Genomic DNA, 16,789 nt, shown 5'->3' with positions numbered 1-16,789 from the left:
ACTGACGAAGGAAGGAAGGAAGGATGGATGGAGGGAAGGAGGGAATCTCTAAAGAGCCAAATTACAGGCAATAAAAAAGGAGAACCGAAGTTCTCCTTTTCTTAAACCTTTAAGCTAACTCTAAATTATAGAGATGCTTTCGCTTTTTCAACTAGAACAGCAAATGCTGCTTTGTCGAATACTGCGATGTCAGCAAGAATCTTACGGTCGATCTCGATAGATGCTTTCTTAAGGCCATTGATGAAACGGCTGTAAGATAGACCATTTTGACGAGATGCCGCATTGATACGTGCAATCCAAAGTTGACGGAATTGACGTTTCTTGTTGCGACGGTCACGGTAAGCGTATTGACCAGCTTTGGTAACTGCTTGGAAAGCTACGCGGTAAACACGTGAACGTGCTCCGTAGTAACCTTTAGCTTGTTTTAGAACTTTCTTATGACGTGCACGAGCTTGTACACCACGTTTTACGCGAGGCATTATGCTTCTCCTAAACTAAACGAATTTATAAACTAAAAAGAATTAAGCGTATGGCATCATACGTAGAACTGCAGCCACTTCACATTTTGGAAGGATTGAGTTCGGACGAAGCTGACGCTTGTTCTTAGTAGTACGCTTAGTCAGGATGTGACGTTTACCAGCGTGCTTAAACTTAATACCACCAGCAGTTTTCTGGAAACGCTTAGCAGCACCTTTGTTGGTTTTCATCTTAGGCATGATGAATAACTCCGCATTGTTGAGTTGTTAATAACATAGTAATTAGGGCGAATAAAACCCTACAGCCTATGGCTGCAAGGTTTAATTACTTGTAAAGCCGTTAATTACTTCTTTTTAGGGGCCAACACCATGATCATCTGGCGACCTTCAATTCTCGTTGGGAAAGATTCGACAACTGCAAATTCTTCAGTATCGATTTTCAAACGATTAAGAACGTCAACACCGATTTCTTGGTGAGCCATTTCGCGGCCACGGAAGCGAATTGTTACCTTCACTTTGTTGCCGTCTTCAAGGAAACCAGTCAGGTTGCGTAGTTTTACCTGATAGTCTCCAATATCAGTTCCAGGTCGGAATTTAATTTCCTTGATCTGAACCTGCTTTTGCTTTTTCTTCTGCTCTTTCGCAGCTTTGCTCTTCTCGAAGAGGAACTTACCGTAGTCCATCACACGACAAACTGGCGGCTCGGCGTTAGGGCTGATCTCTACGAGATCCATACCAGCTTCATTTGCAGCTTCCATCGCTTCAGCGATTGTTACTACACCAACAGCTTCGCCGTCTGCGCCAGTTAGACGCACTTCACGAACGCCACGAATGTCACCGTTTAAACGGTGCTGGTTTTGTTTGGCCGGTTGTTGGCCACGTCTTCCGCCTTTAATAGCTATTCCTCCAGATTGAGCTTACGGTTTGAAACCTCGGCTTGGATGTATGAAATAAAGTCATCCACTTTAAATTTACCAAGGTCCTTACCTTTACGTGTACGTACTGCAATTTCGCCGGCTTCCATTTCTTGGTCACCACACACAAGCATGAACGGTACACGTTTCAAAGTATGTTCGCGGATTTTAAAGCCAATCTTCTCATTTCTCAAGTCTGCTTTGACTCTAAATCCACTTTTTTGCAGTTTTTTCGCAATTTCTTGTACATATTCAGACTGTTTGTCCGTAATGCCCATAACAATTGCTTGTTCTGGCGCCAACCACGTTGGGAAGAAGCCAGCGTATTCTTCAATAAGAATACCAATGAAGCGTTCTAGTGAACCTAAAATCGCGCGGTGGATCATAACTGGCGTGTGACGCTCGTTATCTTCACCTACGTAAGTTGCACCTAAACGTTCTGGTAATGCAAAATCGAGCTGCACTGTACCACATTGCCATGCGCGGTCCAAACAATCATGCAAAGTAAATTCAATCTTAGGTCCGTAGAACGCACCCTCGCCTTCTTGAATCTCGTATGCAATCTCCATCGCCTCAAGCGCTTGCTTAAGATCGGCCTCTGCACGGTCCCACATTTCGTCTGAACCTACGCGCTGTTCTGGACGAGTAGATAGCTTAACAACAATGTTTTCGAAACCGAAAGTTGTGTAAGTATCGTAAACCATTTCAATACAAGCTTTAACTTCTTGCTGAACTTGGTCTTCAGTACAGAATACGTGAGCATCATCTTGAGTGAAGCCACGAACACGCATAATGCCGTGAAGTGCGCCAGACGGCTCGTTACGGTGACATGAGCCGAACTCAGCCATACGTAGCGGTAGATCACGGTAAGATTTCAAACCTTGGTTGAAGATTTGAACGTGACCAGGACAGTTCATTGGCTTAATCGCGTATTCACGGTTCTCTGAAGAAGTAGTGAACATCGCTTCAGCGTACTTATCCCAGTGACCAGAACGTTCCCAAAGAACACGGTCCATCATTAATGGGCCTTTAACTTCTTGGTAATCGTACTCAGTCAGCTTCTGACGAATAAATACTTCTAGCTCACGGAAGATAGTCCAACCATTGTGATGCCAGAACACCATGCCTGGTGCTTCTTGCTGCATGTGGAATAGATCTAAGTGCTTACCGATTTTACGGTGATCACGCTTAGCCGCTTCTTCTAGGCGCACTAGGTGAGCCTTAAGCGCTTTCTTGTCGTGGAATGCAGTGCCGTAGATACGTTGAAGCATCTTGTTGTCACTGTTACCACGCCAGTAAGCACCCGCTACGTTAAGTAGCGTGAAGTGTTGGCAGAAGCCCATATGTGGAACGTGTGGACCACGACACATATCGATGTATTCTTCATGATGGTACAGGCCTGGACGATCGTCTTTAGAAACGTTCTCATCCAAGATTTCGATTTTGTAAGTTTCGCCGCGAGCTTCGAATGCGTCACGCGCTTCCTGCCAGCTAACTTTCTTCTTAACAACCTGGTACTTGGTCTTCGCTAGCTCTTTCATACGCTTTTCAATCTTTTCTAGATCTTCTTGCGTTAGAGAGTGCTCAAGGTCGATATCGTAGTAGAAACCGTTATCGATGGTAGGACCGATCGCCATTTTCGCTTCTGGAAAAAGCTGCTTAATCGCGTGACCTAAAAGGTGAGCACAAGAGTGACGAACGATCTCAAGGCCATCAACTTCATCTTTAGCTGTGATGATTTCTAGGCTTGCATCGTTTTCGATAAGATCACAAGCATCAACACGCTCGCCGTCTACACGACCAGCAATGGTTGCTTTCGCAAGACCAGGACCGATTGATAGGGCAACATCTAGAGTTGATACAGGGTTGTCAAATTGACGCTGACTACCGTCAGGAAGAGTAATAATTGGCATTATTTGTCCTTTACAGTGGTGTTGCACACCAAGCAACACATGAAAATGTTTAATATATGTTTTTCAACCAACAAGTATGTTGATCGGAGATATATGCATAATAAAGATACCCACATAGAAGCAAATACAGATGCCCCATTTGTGAGTAGCCGAACATTGTAACGAAATTATATGAAATGACAATGACAGAGAAAATCAGCCCGCTCTCCAACCGCTTCGTTTCATAAGGTTTTATCATAATACCGGTAACTTCCCTGCCCCTCCTCTTTCCAGTCAAGCTGTATCAACTCAACTATTTGTCCTATCTCTTGTGAGTACGCCCTTCCAACTTATCTCTTACAAACGAGTTATTTAGAACTAAGCTATATAGAGGCAACGGAATGCGAATGAGGTGCATATGGGAAAACAGGCTGTCTTTATATCGTTCATACCACCTTTATCATTACTAATAGCAACTGTTGTTTTTACTCCAACCGCATGGGCCAACAAAGATTACGGCCCGCTAATCAGTTATACCCAAGCACCATTGCAGTCAGTTCGTCTTACTCCAACGCTCCGCTCTGGCTTTCCGCTCGAAGAAAACAAGCTTGAAGTATTTGCTTCTTTAACCGCCGCGAGTATATGGGCTAACTCTCACGACTATCATTTAGACTATTATCAGAATCAACTTCAAACAGGGCTGAAATGGCAACTAACAACAGCATGGCAAATAGAGTTCAACTATCGCTGGTTATACGCCGCCAATAATCACCTTGATAAGGTCATCATCAATTACCACGATCTATTTGGCATCGACCAAGCAGGGCGGGAACGTAAAGACAGACACCAATTTGATGTTTACGCGCCAAGCCATGGCATCAATATCAGTGACTTCTCCGGCGACACGCTGACAAGTGCTTTCACACTCTACACTCAATACCAAATCATAAATCTTGAAAACCATGGACTATCTTTTGGTGTCTCCCTTTATCACAACAACGTCAACCACGGTGCATTTAAGGGAAACAGCACCGAACAAAGCGCTCAACTCAACTATGCATACCAACTCGACATCAATACCTTCTATACAAGCTTAGGGTTGGCCAATCAGTCTAATCGAGAGGTGGAAAATAGTTTTATACATAAGAAAACAACATGGTCATGGATGGGAGGATATCAACTCACGCTATTTGAAAACCATGAGTTGCACCTTGAGTATCGTTGGTATGAAGGCGCCGAAGACGGTGATACTGAGTTTTCAGAAGCCGCAAATGAAATAATGCTTGGATATCGCTACCTAATGCAACGTTCAGCGATCGAGATATCCATTATCGAAAACATCTTCAACATGGACAACTCCACCGATGTTACCTTCCAGTTGGCCTATCGTCATCAGTGGTAAGTCCATTTAGGGTCGAGATAGTAGAATTAAAAAAGCCGAACGGTTAAGTTCGGCTATAGAAATCGTACTATCTTGTCTCTATTAATAGAAAGAGCATCTACTAACAGAGATAGCAACTACGCACTCATGATTCTTGATACAGCGTTGCGAATGTCTGAGTCAGCCGCGTTCGCAGGTAAGCTGAATGAGATGTATTGGTCGCCACGAAAACTCATTGAGCGGTCGATTTCGGCTAGGCAGTGAACCATTGAACCTTCTACGAAGAATGACAGCTCGATCTCTTTATTATTCATGAAGCCGCCGCTGCGAAATTCAATCTCTTGGTAACAGCCCGAACGAGAAGCAAAGCTGTTGCCTTTTAAGAAGCCCTTCTCTACGTCTGCTTTCACCATTGCCATACCCGATGCTTCCACGCCTTGGATGATTTTAGCCACTGTTGGCAGTGGGTGTACGGAGATAAAGTCACGGTCTTTAGGGTCAATCGCGAAGCCTATATCTAGGTTGGTTTCAACCCACACATGGCATTGGTTCATTTGTGCGTTCAACGCGGTGACTGGCGTTTCATCATTTAACTTAAGACGGAATGGAACCAGTTTGGTTTCACCCGGTTGGATAACGAAAGGCTCTACGGCTTGAATACGACCCAGTGAAAAGGTTTCGTAGCTGGTACTGTCTTCCGTTTCTACTTTTACTTCTGTGTTGAGAACCAAGTTAATCAAGTCGATTTGTTGCTCAACGTCGCCACCAACAATGTGAACATTGCCAGACAACTCTCCACCTTGGAAAACTTCAATATTATCTAAGACAGTATCAACCTTTGCTGCACCGATGCCCAACGAGGCCTTTAATTTCTTAAACATATTATTTCCCTTTCTAATTATCTGATTTACGAATAGTTATTGCGTGACAATTTGCGACACTTGCCTCACAGAATCAAGCAATTTGCCCCATCTATGTTGAATAAGGTCACATTGCCCGAGGAAATGTTGAAATCGTGAAAAATTCCGTTACTCTATTTGTATAGTCAAATAAGGTTTCATTATGTCGAAAGCGCCGCTCTACCTTCAGATAAAACAGTTCATAGACGAGAATATCACCAGTGGTCACTGGCCAGTGGGTTACCAGATAACCACAGAGCTAGAACTCACTGAGCAGTTCAAAGTGAGCAGAATGACAGTCAATAAAGCCATTCGAGATCTGGTGTCTGAAGGCAAACTCATCAGGAAGCCAAGGCTAGGTACTTTTGTTTGTGAACCAGACGAAAAAGCGCAATCTCCGCTGCTTGATATCAACAACATCGCACAAGAGATCAAAGACCGAGGTCAAACGTATGCTAGCCAGGTTATCAAGCACAAGAGCATCAAGGCAGATGAAAGCACCGCGACACGGTTAGGTGTGATGATCAATGCCGAAGTATTCTATAGTGAAATCATCCACTTTGCTGACAACACACCGATTCAATTGGAAGCGCGCTGGGTGAACTCGCAAGCCGCACCAAAATACCTAGAGCAAGACTTTTCAACCTCTACACCCAATGAATACCTTTCAAAAAGCTGCCCGTTGAGTGCAATCGAGCACACGGTTGAAGCCATTATTCCTGACTCTCAAATCAGAACGTCACTAAAGCTATCTGAATCAGAACCTTGCCTACTTTTGAATAGAAGAACATGGAGTAAAGAGCGCCTCATCAGCTTTGCATTGCTCTACCATCCTGGTTCTAAGTACAAATTAAGCTCCAAGATACTTCTAAATTAAAGAACATCATCCTGATCGCCGATCACATTTTTGCAACATCGACTTGATTCGGGTCAGCGTTTAGCCTATTTATTTGTATATACATTTAATGTTTAGCAAAGATCTAGGTGATTATGAATTTGATCCTCAAAAACGCACGAGTGGTCTCCATGAGTTCGGGAGTCGACGGTTATCAGCCCTCCTCCCCTCAAGATATCGTTATCGAAAGCGGTAAAATCGTGTCCATCTCTTGTTCAAACCAAGGCGTACTTGCTTCTGAGTTAGAACAAGTAAGTATTGATGGTTCTTTGGATTACATCACCTATGATTGCAAGAACAAACTCGTCACCCCTGGGCTGATTGATTGCCACACTCACCTCGTATTTGCGGGTAATCGCGCCAACGAGTTTGAGCAGCGTTTGAATGGTGTCTCTTACACCGACATCGCCAAGCAAGGCGGCGGGATTCTCGCGACAGTCACAGCAACCCGCGCAGCCCAAGAATCTGAACTGGTTGAAATGGCGCTGCCTAGACTTGATGGCCTACTAAGAAGTGGCGTAACCAGCATCGAAGTAAAATCTGGCTATGGTTTAACACTTGATGATGAACTCAAGATGTTACGCGCAGCTAAAGCGTTAGAGAATCATCGCCGAATTAAGATCACCACCACTCTCCTTGCAGCGCATGCTGTGCCACCTGAATATAAAGAACAACCGGACAGCTATATCGATCTGGTTTGCCAAGAGATCATTCCTAAAGCCGCAGAGCAAGGGCTCGCCGATGCCGTTGACGTGTTCTGCGAATCTATCGGCTTCAACCTAGAACAAACCGAACGTGTCTTTGCAGCAGCCAAAGAACATGGGCTCGCGATTAAAGGCCACACTGAACAACTTTCGAATATGGGTGGTAGCGCACTTGCAGCAAAATACGGCGCACTCTCTGTTGACCATGTTGAGTACTTAGATGAAACCGGAGTAAAAGCACTGGCAGAATCAGGCACAATTGCCACCTTGCTACCCGGTGCTTTCTACTTCCTGAAAGAGACTCAACAGCCGCCTATCGCCCTACTTCGTGAACACAACATTCCAATGGCAATAGCGACCGACTTAAACCCCGGCACTTCTCCCTTTGCTGATTTAACGCTGATGATGAACATGAGCTGCACCCTGTTTGGTACAACGCCTGAAGAAGCGCTGCGCGGTGTAACTTGTAACGCAGCTTCTGCCATTGGCGACTCACAAACCAAAGGCAAAATTGAAATTGGTTATGCCGCTGATTTGGCTATCTGGAATATCGAGCATCCAGCAGATCTGAGCTATCAAGTTGGTGTTCCTCATCTACATAAACGCATTGTTAATGGCGAGGTGTGTCATGACTCAATCTAATTCCAACGGCATTCAAAAGAACGCAACAACCGTGCATAACTTTGTGTGGACAGGGCGTAATGATCTTGAAGATGGCGCACTCGGTACTCGCGTTCATCACATTACCAAGCAAGTGCAAAATAGTGAGTTAAGTGACGAGCTGACTAGCAGCGCTATCGCCTTAGTTGGCTTTGCCAGCGATGCAGGTGTTGCAAGGAATAAAGGACGCGTGGGCGCGAAACAAGCACCCAACCTGATTCGCCAAGCGTTGGCTAATATGGCTTGGCACAGTGATGCTCACATCGCGGACCTTGGTGATATCGAATGCAATGATGGCCAACTAGAAGTCAGCCAAAAACAGTGTGCTTCTGTGATTGCCAATGCGTTATCAACCAACAAAGTGATTACCCTTGGCGGTGGTCACGAGGTTGCTTGGGCATCGTTTCAAGGTCTTGCGGAACATCTAAATAAAATTCAATCAGAACGCAAACCTAAGATTGGTATCGTCAACTTTGATGCTCACTTTGATCTTCGTGAATTCGAAAGCGACATTACTGATGTTAAACCCAGTTCAGGTACGCCTTTCAACCAGATTAGCGATTACTGCCATACACATCAGTGGTCTTTTCATTACGCTTGTCTTGGTGTGAGTGCGGCTAGTAATACCAAAGCGCTGTTTAATAAAGCTGACCAACTGGGCGTTTGGTATGAACACGACCGCAACATGACCCAAGTGAACCAAGTCGCTCAACTGGTTAAGTTACAAAAATTCATCGCTGAGTGTGATTACCTCTATCTCACTATCGATCTAGACGTATTTCCAGCAGCGACAGCGCCGGGCGTCAGTGCACCAGCGGCAAGAGGCGTGAGCTATGAAGCACTCGCTCCTTTTCTAGAACAGATTTTCAAACACAGTGAAAAACTCATTATCGCGGACATTGCGGAATACAACCCAGACTACGACATCGATAGCCAAACGGCTCGATTGGCGGCACGTTTGTGTTGGGATATAGCCAGTGCAATGGCCAGCGCCTAATCCAGCTATACCGATAACTACAACTACAACTACAACTACAACGATATAACGTGAAACAGAAGGAATTCCAAAATGACGGAACACCACAACAGTGACCCTCGTCTCGACACGACTCGCGAAATTCGCGCACCTCATGGCACCACATTGCGCGCTAAATCTTGGTTAACAGAAGCACCACTGCGTATGCTGATGAATAACCTAGACCCTGATGTGGCAGAACATCCACATGCACTGGTTGTGTATGGCGGTATCGGTCGCGCGGCACGTGATTGGAAATGTTATGACAAGATTGTTGAAGTATTAGAGCGTTTAGAAGACGACCAAACGTTGCTTGTTCAATCAGGTAAACCTGTGGGCGTGTTCCCGACACATAAAAACGCACCTCGCGTACTGATCGCGAATTCTAACCTTGTTCCACACTGGGCGAACTGGGAACACTTCAACGAGCTCGATAAAGAAGGCTTGATGATGTACGGCCAGATGACCGCAGGTAGCTGGATTTACATTGGCTCACAAGGCATCGTTCAAGGCACTTATGAAACGTTTGTCGCTATCGCGAAGAAGCACTTTCAAGGCGAAGCAAACGGCAAGTGGGTTCTAACGGGTGGTCTTGGCGGTATGGGCGGTGCTCAACCTCTCGCAGCGACTATGGCTGGCTTTTCAATGATCGCGGTTGAATGTGATGAATCACGAATCGACTACCGCTTGCGTACTGGCTATGTCGACAAAAAAGCCACCAGCATCGATGAAGCGATGGCAATGATTAAAGAATCAGACACACCTATCTCTGTTGGCTTACTTGGTAACGCAGCAGACGTATTCCCAGAGCTTGTTGAACGCAATATCACGCCAGACGTAGTGACTGACCAAACCTCTGCCCACGATCCACTGAACGGCTACTTGCCACAAGGTTGGACGATGGAGAAAGCAGCGCAAGAACGAACCATTGATGAAGCTAAAGTAGTGAAAGCCGCTAAGCAGTCCATGGCGATTCAAGTTCAAGCTATGCTAGACCTGCAATACCGTGGTGCTGCGACCGTAGATTACGGTAATAACATTCGCCAAATGGCACTGGAAGAAGGCGTGGAAAACGCATTTGATTTCCCAGGTTTCGTTCCAGCCTATATACGACCTTTATTTTGCGAGGGCGTCGGTCCGTTCCGTTGGGCTGCCCTATCTGGCGACCCAGAAGACATCTACAAAACAGACCAAAAAGTAAAAGAACTGATTCCAGATAACCCACATCTACACAACTGGCTAGATATGGCGCGTGAACGCATACAGTTCCAAGGCTTACCCGCTCGTATCTGTTGGGTTGGTTTGAAAGATCGTGAACGTTTAGGCCAAGCATTCAATGAAATGGTTAAAAATGGCGAACTAAAAGCACCAGTTGTTATCGGTCGTGACCACCTAGATTCAGGCTCAGTAGCGAGCCCGAACCGCGAAACAGAAGGCATGATGGATGGATCAGATGCCGTATCAGATTGGCCTCTATTGAACGCCCTTCTAAATACGGCAGGTGGCGCAACATGGGTTTCTCTGCACCACGGTGGCGGCGTTGGCATGGGCTTCTCACAACACTCCGGAATGGTGATTTGTTGTGACGGCAGTGAAGATGCATCACAGCGCATTGCTCGTGTACTTCACAACGACCCAGCAACAGGCGTTATGCGTCATGCTGATGCGGGTTACGATATTGCCAAGCAGTGTGCTAAAGAGCAGAAGCTTGATTTACCTATGCTAAACGAAGAACTTCGTCGCCTTTAATTTCTGGAGAGAACATGTTGAATTTATTACTTAAACCAGGACTTCTAGGCCTGCCTGAACTTCGCAAAATTAGTCGTAGCCCTGTGAACTTATCACTCGATCCTGCAGCCATTCCTGATATTGAAGCGAGCATGCACGTTGTCGAGCAAGTGATTGCTGAAGATCGCACCGTGTATGGCATCAATACAGGTTTTGGCTTATTAGCGAATACCAAAATAGCCCCTGAAGATTTAGAAGTACTACAGAAAAGTATCGTGCTTTCTCACGCGGCGGGCATTGGTAAATTCATGTCTGATGAAACTGTGCGCTTGATGATGGTGTTAAAGATTAACAGCTTGTCTCGCGGTTACTCGGGTATCCGCCTCAAAGTGATTAATGCTCTTATCGATCTTGTGAACGCACAGGTTTACCCATGTGTTCCACAAAAAGGATCTGTGGGTGCTTCAGGAGATCTTGCTCCCCTCGCCCACATGAGTACGGTACTGCTTGGTGAAGGCCAAGCACGTCACAACGGCAAAATCATCACGGGCTTAGAAGCAATGCAGATCGCAGGCTTGGAGCCAATCACACTTGCTCCGAAAGAAGGCTTAGCTCTGTTAAACGGCACACAAGCATCGACAGCCTTTGCATTAGAAGGTCTGTTCGCAGCTGAAGACTTGTTTGCGTCTGCAACCGTGTGTGGCGCGATGTCTGTTGAAGCAGCGCTGGGTAGTCGTCGTCCGTTTGATCCTCGCATACACCGCGTTCGTGGTCATCGTGGTCAAATGGATGCAGCACTTGCTTACCGCCATATGCTTGATCAAAAGAGTGAGATTGGTGAATCACACACTTGTTGTGAAAAGGTTCAAGACCCTTACTCGCTGCGTTGCCAGCCTCAAGTGATGGGGGCGTGTTTACAGCAGATTCGTAATTCAGCAGAAACCTTAAACATTGAAGCAAATGCCGTATCCGACAACCCGCTAGTTTTCGCTGACGATGGCGACATCATTTCGGGCGGTAACTTCCACGCGGAACCTGTCGCAATGGCAGCCGATAACCTTGCACTAGCGATAGCTGAAATCGGTAGCTTGTCAGAGCGAAGAATGGCGTTATTGATTGATAGCGCGCTAAGCAAACTTCCACCTTTCTTGGTCGATAACGGCGGCGTGAACTCGGGCTTTATGATTGCTCAAGTAACGTCTGCAGCACTCGCTAGTGAGAACAAAACATTGGCTCATCCTGCGTCAATAGACAGCCTACCGACTTCTGCAAACCAAGAAGACCACGTATCAATGGCCACCTTTGCCGCTCGTAGGCTTAGATACATGGCTGAAAACACCCGTGGGATATTGGCAGTAGAATATTTAGCAGCAGCACAAGGGCTAGACTTCCGCGCTCCGAATCTATCTTCTCCTCGTGTGGAAGAAGCGAAACAGATTCTGCGTGAAAAAGTCAGCTTTTACGACAAAGACAGATATTTTGCTCCGGATATTGAACAAGCGAACTTATTGCTCAAATTGTCCGTTCATAATCACCTAATGCCAGAAGGTACTTTATGTAGCTTTTAAAGCAAAAACATACTGAACAACACCATTAGAGTGTCATATAAACAAGGGCTATCGATTAGCCCTTGTTGCATTGAGCCAAAGGCCATATCTCCCTTAAAATCGTCACATACCATCCAACGTATTTATCTAATAGACTGATATATAAGCAAAGTTAACTGGATAGACCATTAGAACGAAGTTAGTTAGCTATAATCCACCCCAGATTTGATGACTAATAGCGATACTATGTTTCTGACACCTTACTTTTCTACTGAAGACAATCAATTTCAATTCACTCGTGAACAGGCTAGCCACTTTGCTAAAAAAGTAGCCGCTGACTTCAACCCAATTCACGATGAAGACAACAAGCGCTTCTGCGTGCCTGGCGATCTTTTGTTTGCAGTACTTCTGCAAAAAGAAGGCATCAGCCAAAAAATGCGTTTTGATTTTTCAGGTATGGTGGGTAACGGTATTGCACTGAGCGTTGACAACAAATGTGAGAAAGAAAGCTCACTGATTGACGAGAAAGGCAAAGAGTACCTACACATGTCTTGTGAAGGTGAAAAGAGCCACGACCAAGCATTCATCGAGCACGTAGTAACAAACTACGTTAAGTTCTCTGGCATGAACTTCCCACACATCATGGTTCCTCTTATGGAAGAACAACAAATGATGATCAACTGCCAGCGTCCTCTAGTGATTTACGAGAGCATGGAAGTTGAATTTACTCGCCTAGACCTGTCTCACCCAGAAGTTGAATTCTCTGGCGCGACTTTTGATGTTGAAGGCAAACGTGGCATCGTGACTCTGAACTTCGATTTCAAAGAAGACGGCGAAGTAGTCGGTAAAGGCGTGAAACGCATGGTAGCAAGTGGCCTTAAGCCATACGACCAAGCTTCTGTCGACGACCTAGTAAACCGCTTCAACGAGCGTAAAGAGATGTTTCTAGCTCAGTTCGCCGCGGCTGCTTAATCAGCATCCTTATTTACACATCTCGATGTAAATAAGCTCTAGAATAAGATCAATAAAGCCCAACTTGATACCCTCAAGCTGGGCTTTTTTAGTACGATACCCGGCTATATGAAGACACTCAAGTCAAAACTAAATCCAGCGCCTAACCTTTTGTTTGTAATCAACATATTCCGCACCGAATAATTGCTCTAGAGCGCGTTCTTCTGGCTTAATTTGGAACTGGTTCATGTAGATTACGAATACAAAACTGAGCAAAACACTGAATAGGTTTTGGAAGAAGTAGCCAAAGCAAAACAGTAGGATGAATAGCCCTAGGTACATTGGATTTCGGGTGTAGTCAAAGATTCCACTGTCCACGACTGCAGACGCGGTTTCGACTTTGATCGGGTTAACGGTGGTTTTCTGTTTTCGGAATTCCCATATGCCTGATATTCCAATCACACCACTCAATATGATCCCGATGCCTAGCACAACCATTCCATAAGGTAATGCCAGTGCCCCTTGGCTCAACTGCAGAGCGCAGAAGTATGATGCTGCGAATACAATAATAAACAGTGCAACGGGTGGTACTTTTAATTCTAGAAATTTCATACTTTTCCTTATTAACATTCCTTTGTTAGTTTAGAAAAAAGCCCAGCAATTGCTGGGCTAAATGTATTAAAGAATTTTTGCTAGCGCCTGTAATGGGTGAGCAAGCTTCTCACCTTCAAAACGCTTCACTTGGCTACGGCAAGAATAACCCGTCACCAAACAACGATCTTTTGGTAAGTCTTGCATTTGAGGTTTCCAGCTTAAACCATATATGTCTTTCGACATTTGCAGTTTATCCACTTCATGGCCGAAGGTGCCCGCCATACCACAACAGCCGACAGGAACGCTGGTTAACGCAGCACCAAAGTGTTTGAAGATAGCGCCCCACTCTTTTTCAGCGTTCGGCATTTTGGTCTTCTCAGTACAGTGAGCAAACAAGTACCACATCTCTTCACTTGATGAGCGCGCTTCGAACTCACCTAACGATGGCATTAACCATTCATGCACGGTGAGCACATCAAAGTCGCCACGCTTGTCACCTAAGATCTCGACGTATTCATCGCGGTAACAAAGCACCAGTGCAGGATCAACACCGACCAAAGGAATGCCGATATCCGCCACCATCGACAAGAAATCCGATGTGGATTTCGCTTCACGCGCAAAGCGACTTAAGAAGCCTTTAATGTGCAGCGCTTTTCCATTTGGCTTAAACGGCAGCAGTACCGGTGTTTTGCCCAGCTTTTGAGCCAGAGTAACGAAGTCTTCAACTACTTCTGCATCATAAAAGCTAGTAAACGGGTCTTGAACGATAAGTACGTGCTGTTTCTTCTGCTCAGAAGACAAGCCTTCTAAGTACTGTAAGTCGAAGAGTTGCAATTCTTTACTCGCCAGACGATTTTTTAGCGTAGGCACCGACATCAGTGGTGCATCAACATAACCAACCGTTTTAGCCGTTGCGGTTTGTATCCACCTTTGACCCAAGGCTGCGTTAACAACCTTTGGTGCTTTCGCCATTAGCGGCAGCATGGTTTCAATGTTGGCAACTAAATAGTCTTTTGCTGGGCGCTGATAGCGCGAGTAATAGATGTTTAAGAATCGAGAACGGAAGCTCGGCACATCGACTTTAATAGGACACTGGCTCGCACACGCTTTACATGCAAGACAACCATTCATCGCTTCGTGAACTTCATGCGAGAAATCGTATTCATGGCGTTTGTTCATCGTGTTACGAACACGCTCAACCATGGTTTTAATCGGAGTATTGTCCTTCAGCGCTTCTTGCTCTAAATCGAGAATATCCACGCCTTGTTCCGTTAACTGACGAAGCCACTCTCTTACCAAGCCTGCGCGGCCTTTTGGTGAATGACGACGGTCTGCCGTGACTTTCATCGAAGGACACATTGGCGAGCTCGTATCATAGTTGAAGCACAAGCCGTTACCGTTACATTCCATGGCTTGTTTGAAGCTATCACGAACTTGTACGTCGATCTGGCGGTCGTAGAAGCCGCGCTTGGTATCGGTGACTTTCACCAATTCAGCGTCGCTTTCTAACGGCGTACAGATCTTGCCTGGGTTCATCTTGTTGTGCGGGTCAAAGGCTGCTTTAACACGTCTTAACTCAGTAAACAGCTCTTCACCAAAGAAGTCAGGGCCATACTCAGAACGGAAACCTTTACCGTGCTCACCCCACATCAAGCCGCCGTATTTAGCCACCAGCTTAACCACTTCATCAGAGACTTCGTGCATCAGTGCTTCTTGCATCGGGTCACACAGATCAAGTGCCGGACGAACGTGTAATACGCCCGCATCAACGTGACCAAACATGCCGTAGTTCAGCTCTTTTGAATCGAGCAGCACTCTAAATTCAGAGATGAAGTCCGCCAAGTTTTCCGGTGGTACACAGGTATCTTCAGCAAAAGCAACTGGCTTAGCTCGGCCTTTCGCCGCACCTAACAGACCCACCGCTTTCTTACGCATGTTGTAGATTCGGCCAATGCTCGCCAAATCACTGCACACTTGGAAGCCAATCACACCGGCTTCTTCGGTTTCAAGCATGCTTTCAAGCTGTGCAGTCAGCGCTTGAACTTGTTGTTCAACTTCTGCTTCGTCTTGACCTGCAAACTCAACCATGTTGATGCCAAGCATCTCTTTATTGGGAACATCCATAAGCAGGTCGCTCACGGTGTGCCAAACGATGTCTTGCTTCGCTAGGTTCAATACTCTTGAATCAACCGTCTCAACAGACAGTGCTTTCGCTTCTACCATGAACGGCGCATTACGCAGCGCAGAATCGAACGTGTTGTATTTCACGTTGACCAGCGTTCGCGCTTTCGGAATCGGCGTTAGGTTTAACTTTGCTTCCGTGATGAATGCTAAAGAACCTTCAGCACCACATAGGACGCGAGTCAGATCAAAGCTGTCGTCTTGTTCGTTGATTGCGTTCTTTAGGTCGTAACCTGTTAAGAAGCGGTTCAATGGTGGGAATTTATTAAGAATTTGAGCGCGCTTGTCTCGACAAACTGCCTCAGTAACCGCAAGGGCATGGTGAGCAAATTCACCCTCAACTGGCAAGCCGTGTGATAAATCAGACTCTAGACACGAACCATCCGCGAACACCGCTTGTAGCGACAACACATGGTCGGACGTTTTTCCGTACTTCAACGACCCTTGGCCCGAAGCATCGGTATTGATCATGCCACCTAAGGTTGCTCGGTTACTGGTAGAAAGGTCTGGAGAGAAAAAATAACCGTAGGGACGTACCGCATCATTCAATTGGTCTTTAACGACACCAGACTGAACTCTTACCCAGCCCTCTTTCTCGTTAATCTCAAGAACCTTATTCATGTGTCGCGACATGTCAACCACGACACCTTTCGTCAACGATTGACCGTTGGTTCCGGTACCGCCACCACGAGGTGAAAAAGTCACTCGTTCGTAAGCGGACTGAGCACCCACTTTACCGATCAAAACAACATCGTGCGTTGTCTTAGGAAGAATGACCGCCTGCGGCAATTGCTGATACACACTGTTATCAGTCGCCACAGCCAAACGGCTCGAATATTGAGACTCAATGTCGCCAGTAAAGCCCGCGCTTTTTAGTTCATCTAAAAAGCGTACGACAACTGGATCGACATCAGCATTGAGTTGAAGTCTTGGTAACATTTGCTTCCTGCCC

14 protein-coding genes are annotated in these 16,789 nt (G+C 45.8%); 7 read left to right on the top strand and 7 right to left on the bottom strand.

Annotated elements, in window-relative coordinates; translation table 11 throughout:
- Positions 1–125 precede the first annotated feature (125 nt).
- From rplT to thrS, 4 genes are all read right to left on the bottom strand, one after another.
- Positions 126–479, bottom strand: a complete 354-nt coding sequence (gene rplT / locus NX845_RS16505; protein WP_004733517.1) for a 50S ribosomal protein L20 — start codon at positions 477–479, stop codon at positions 126–128.
- A gap of 42 nt (positions 480–521) precedes the next feature.
- Positions 522–716 (bottom strand): 50S ribosomal protein L35, encoded by a 195-nt coding sequence (gene rpmI / locus NX845_RS16500; protein WP_004733518.1) that lies wholly within the window; start codon positions 714–716, stop codon positions 522–524.
- Between the two features lie 104 nt (positions 717–820).
- Complete coding sequence (gene infC, locus NX845_RS16495; protein WP_076646145.1) at positions 821–1,372, bottom strand: translation initiation factor IF-3; 552 nt, start codon at positions 1,370–1,372, stop codon at positions 821–823.
- Positions 1,373–1,374: 2 nt separating this feature from the next.
- Positions 1,375–3,303, bottom strand: a complete 1,929-nt coding sequence (gene thrS, locus NX845_RS16490; protein WP_029222173.1) for a threonine--tRNA ligase — start codon at positions 3,301–3,303, stop codon at positions 1,375–1,377.
- Positions 3,304–3,700: 397 nt separating this feature from the next.
- On the opposite strand from thrS, the gene NX845_RS16485 reads away from it, so the two are divergent.
- Positions 3,701–4,684, top strand: a complete 984-nt coding sequence (locus NX845_RS16485) for a DUF3187 family protein (protein WP_260257000.1) — start codon at positions 3,701–3,703, stop codon at positions 4,682–4,684.
- 116 nt (positions 4,685–4,800) lie between these two features.
- On the opposite strand, the gene NX845_RS16480 is transcribed toward NX845_RS16485, so the two are convergent.
- Positions 4,801–5,544, bottom strand: a complete 744-nt coding sequence (locus NX845_RS16480) for a sporulation protein (protein ID WP_260256999.1) — start codon at positions 5,542–5,544, stop codon at positions 4,801–4,803.
- A 181-nt stretch (positions 5,545–5,725) separates the two neighbouring features.
- On the opposite strand from NX845_RS16480, the gene hutC reads away from it, so the two are divergent.
- The 6 genes from hutC to NX845_RS16450 all read left to right on the top strand — a co-directional run bounded on the left by hutC (position 5,726) and on the right by NX845_RS16450 (position 13,083).
- A complete protein-coding gene (hutC, locus tag NX845_RS16475) occupies positions 5,726–6,439 on the top strand; it encodes a histidine utilization repressor (protein ID WP_102488256.1) in 714 nt (237 codons plus the stop codon).
- Positions 6,440–6,552: 113 nt separating this feature from the next.
- Positions 6,553–7,803: an imidazolonepropionase gene (gene hutI / locus NX845_RS16470; RefSeq protein ID WP_102488257.1), complete on the top strand. Its 1,251-nt coding sequence runs from the start codon at positions 6,553–6,555 to the stop codon at positions 7,801–7,803.
- On the top strand, positions 7,790–8,818 hold the full coding sequence (gene hutG / locus NX845_RS16465; protein WP_102488258.1) for a formimidoylglutamase: 1,029 nt from the start codon (positions 7,790–7,792) through the stop codon (positions 8,816–8,818). The genes hutI and hutG overlap by 14 nt, the downstream gene beginning before the upstream one ends.
- 72 nt (positions 8,819–8,890) lie before the next feature.
- Positions 8,891–10,585, top strand: a complete 1,695-nt coding sequence (gene hutU, locus NX845_RS16460) for a urocanate hydratase (protein WP_017078666.1) — start codon at positions 8,891–8,893, stop codon at positions 10,583–10,585.
- A gap of 14 nt (positions 10,586–10,599) precedes the next feature.
- A complete protein-coding gene (hutH, locus tag NX845_RS16455; RefSeq protein ID WP_017085756.1) occupies positions 10,600–12,132 on the top strand; it encodes a histidine ammonia-lyase in 1,533 nt (510 codons plus the stop codon).
- 225 nt (positions 12,133–12,357) lie between these two features.
- Entirely contained in the window at positions 12,358–13,083 is a 726-nt protein-coding gene (locus NX845_RS16450; protein ID WP_017063595.1) for a DUF3581 domain-containing protein, read from the top strand.
- A gap of 129 nt (positions 13,084–13,212) precedes the next feature.
- Here NX845_RS16450 and NX845_RS16445 read toward each other — a convergent pair whose 3' ends face one another.
- Both NX845_RS16445 and NX845_RS16440 read right to left on the bottom strand, forming a co-directional pair.
- Positions 13,213–13,674 (bottom strand): isoprenylcysteine carboxylmethyltransferase family protein, encoded by a 462-nt coding sequence (locus tag NX845_RS16445; protein WP_017093802.1) that lies wholly within the window; start codon positions 13,672–13,674, stop codon positions 13,213–13,215.
- Positions 13,675–13,740: 66 nt separating this feature from the next.
- Complete coding sequence (locus NX845_RS16440; protein WP_260256998.1) at positions 13,741–16,776, bottom strand: FAD-binding and (Fe-S)-binding domain-containing protein; 3,036 nt, start codon at positions 16,774–16,776, stop codon at positions 13,741–13,743.
- Positions 16,777–16,789 lie beyond the last annotated feature (13 nt).

This window comes from Vibrio sp. NC2 (assembly GCF_025195005.1).
GTDB lineage: Bacteria > Pseudomonadota > Gammaproteobacteria > Enterobacterales > Vibrionaceae > Vibrio > Vibrio splendidus.
This window is presented reverse-complemented; position numbering and strand designations above follow the sequence as displayed.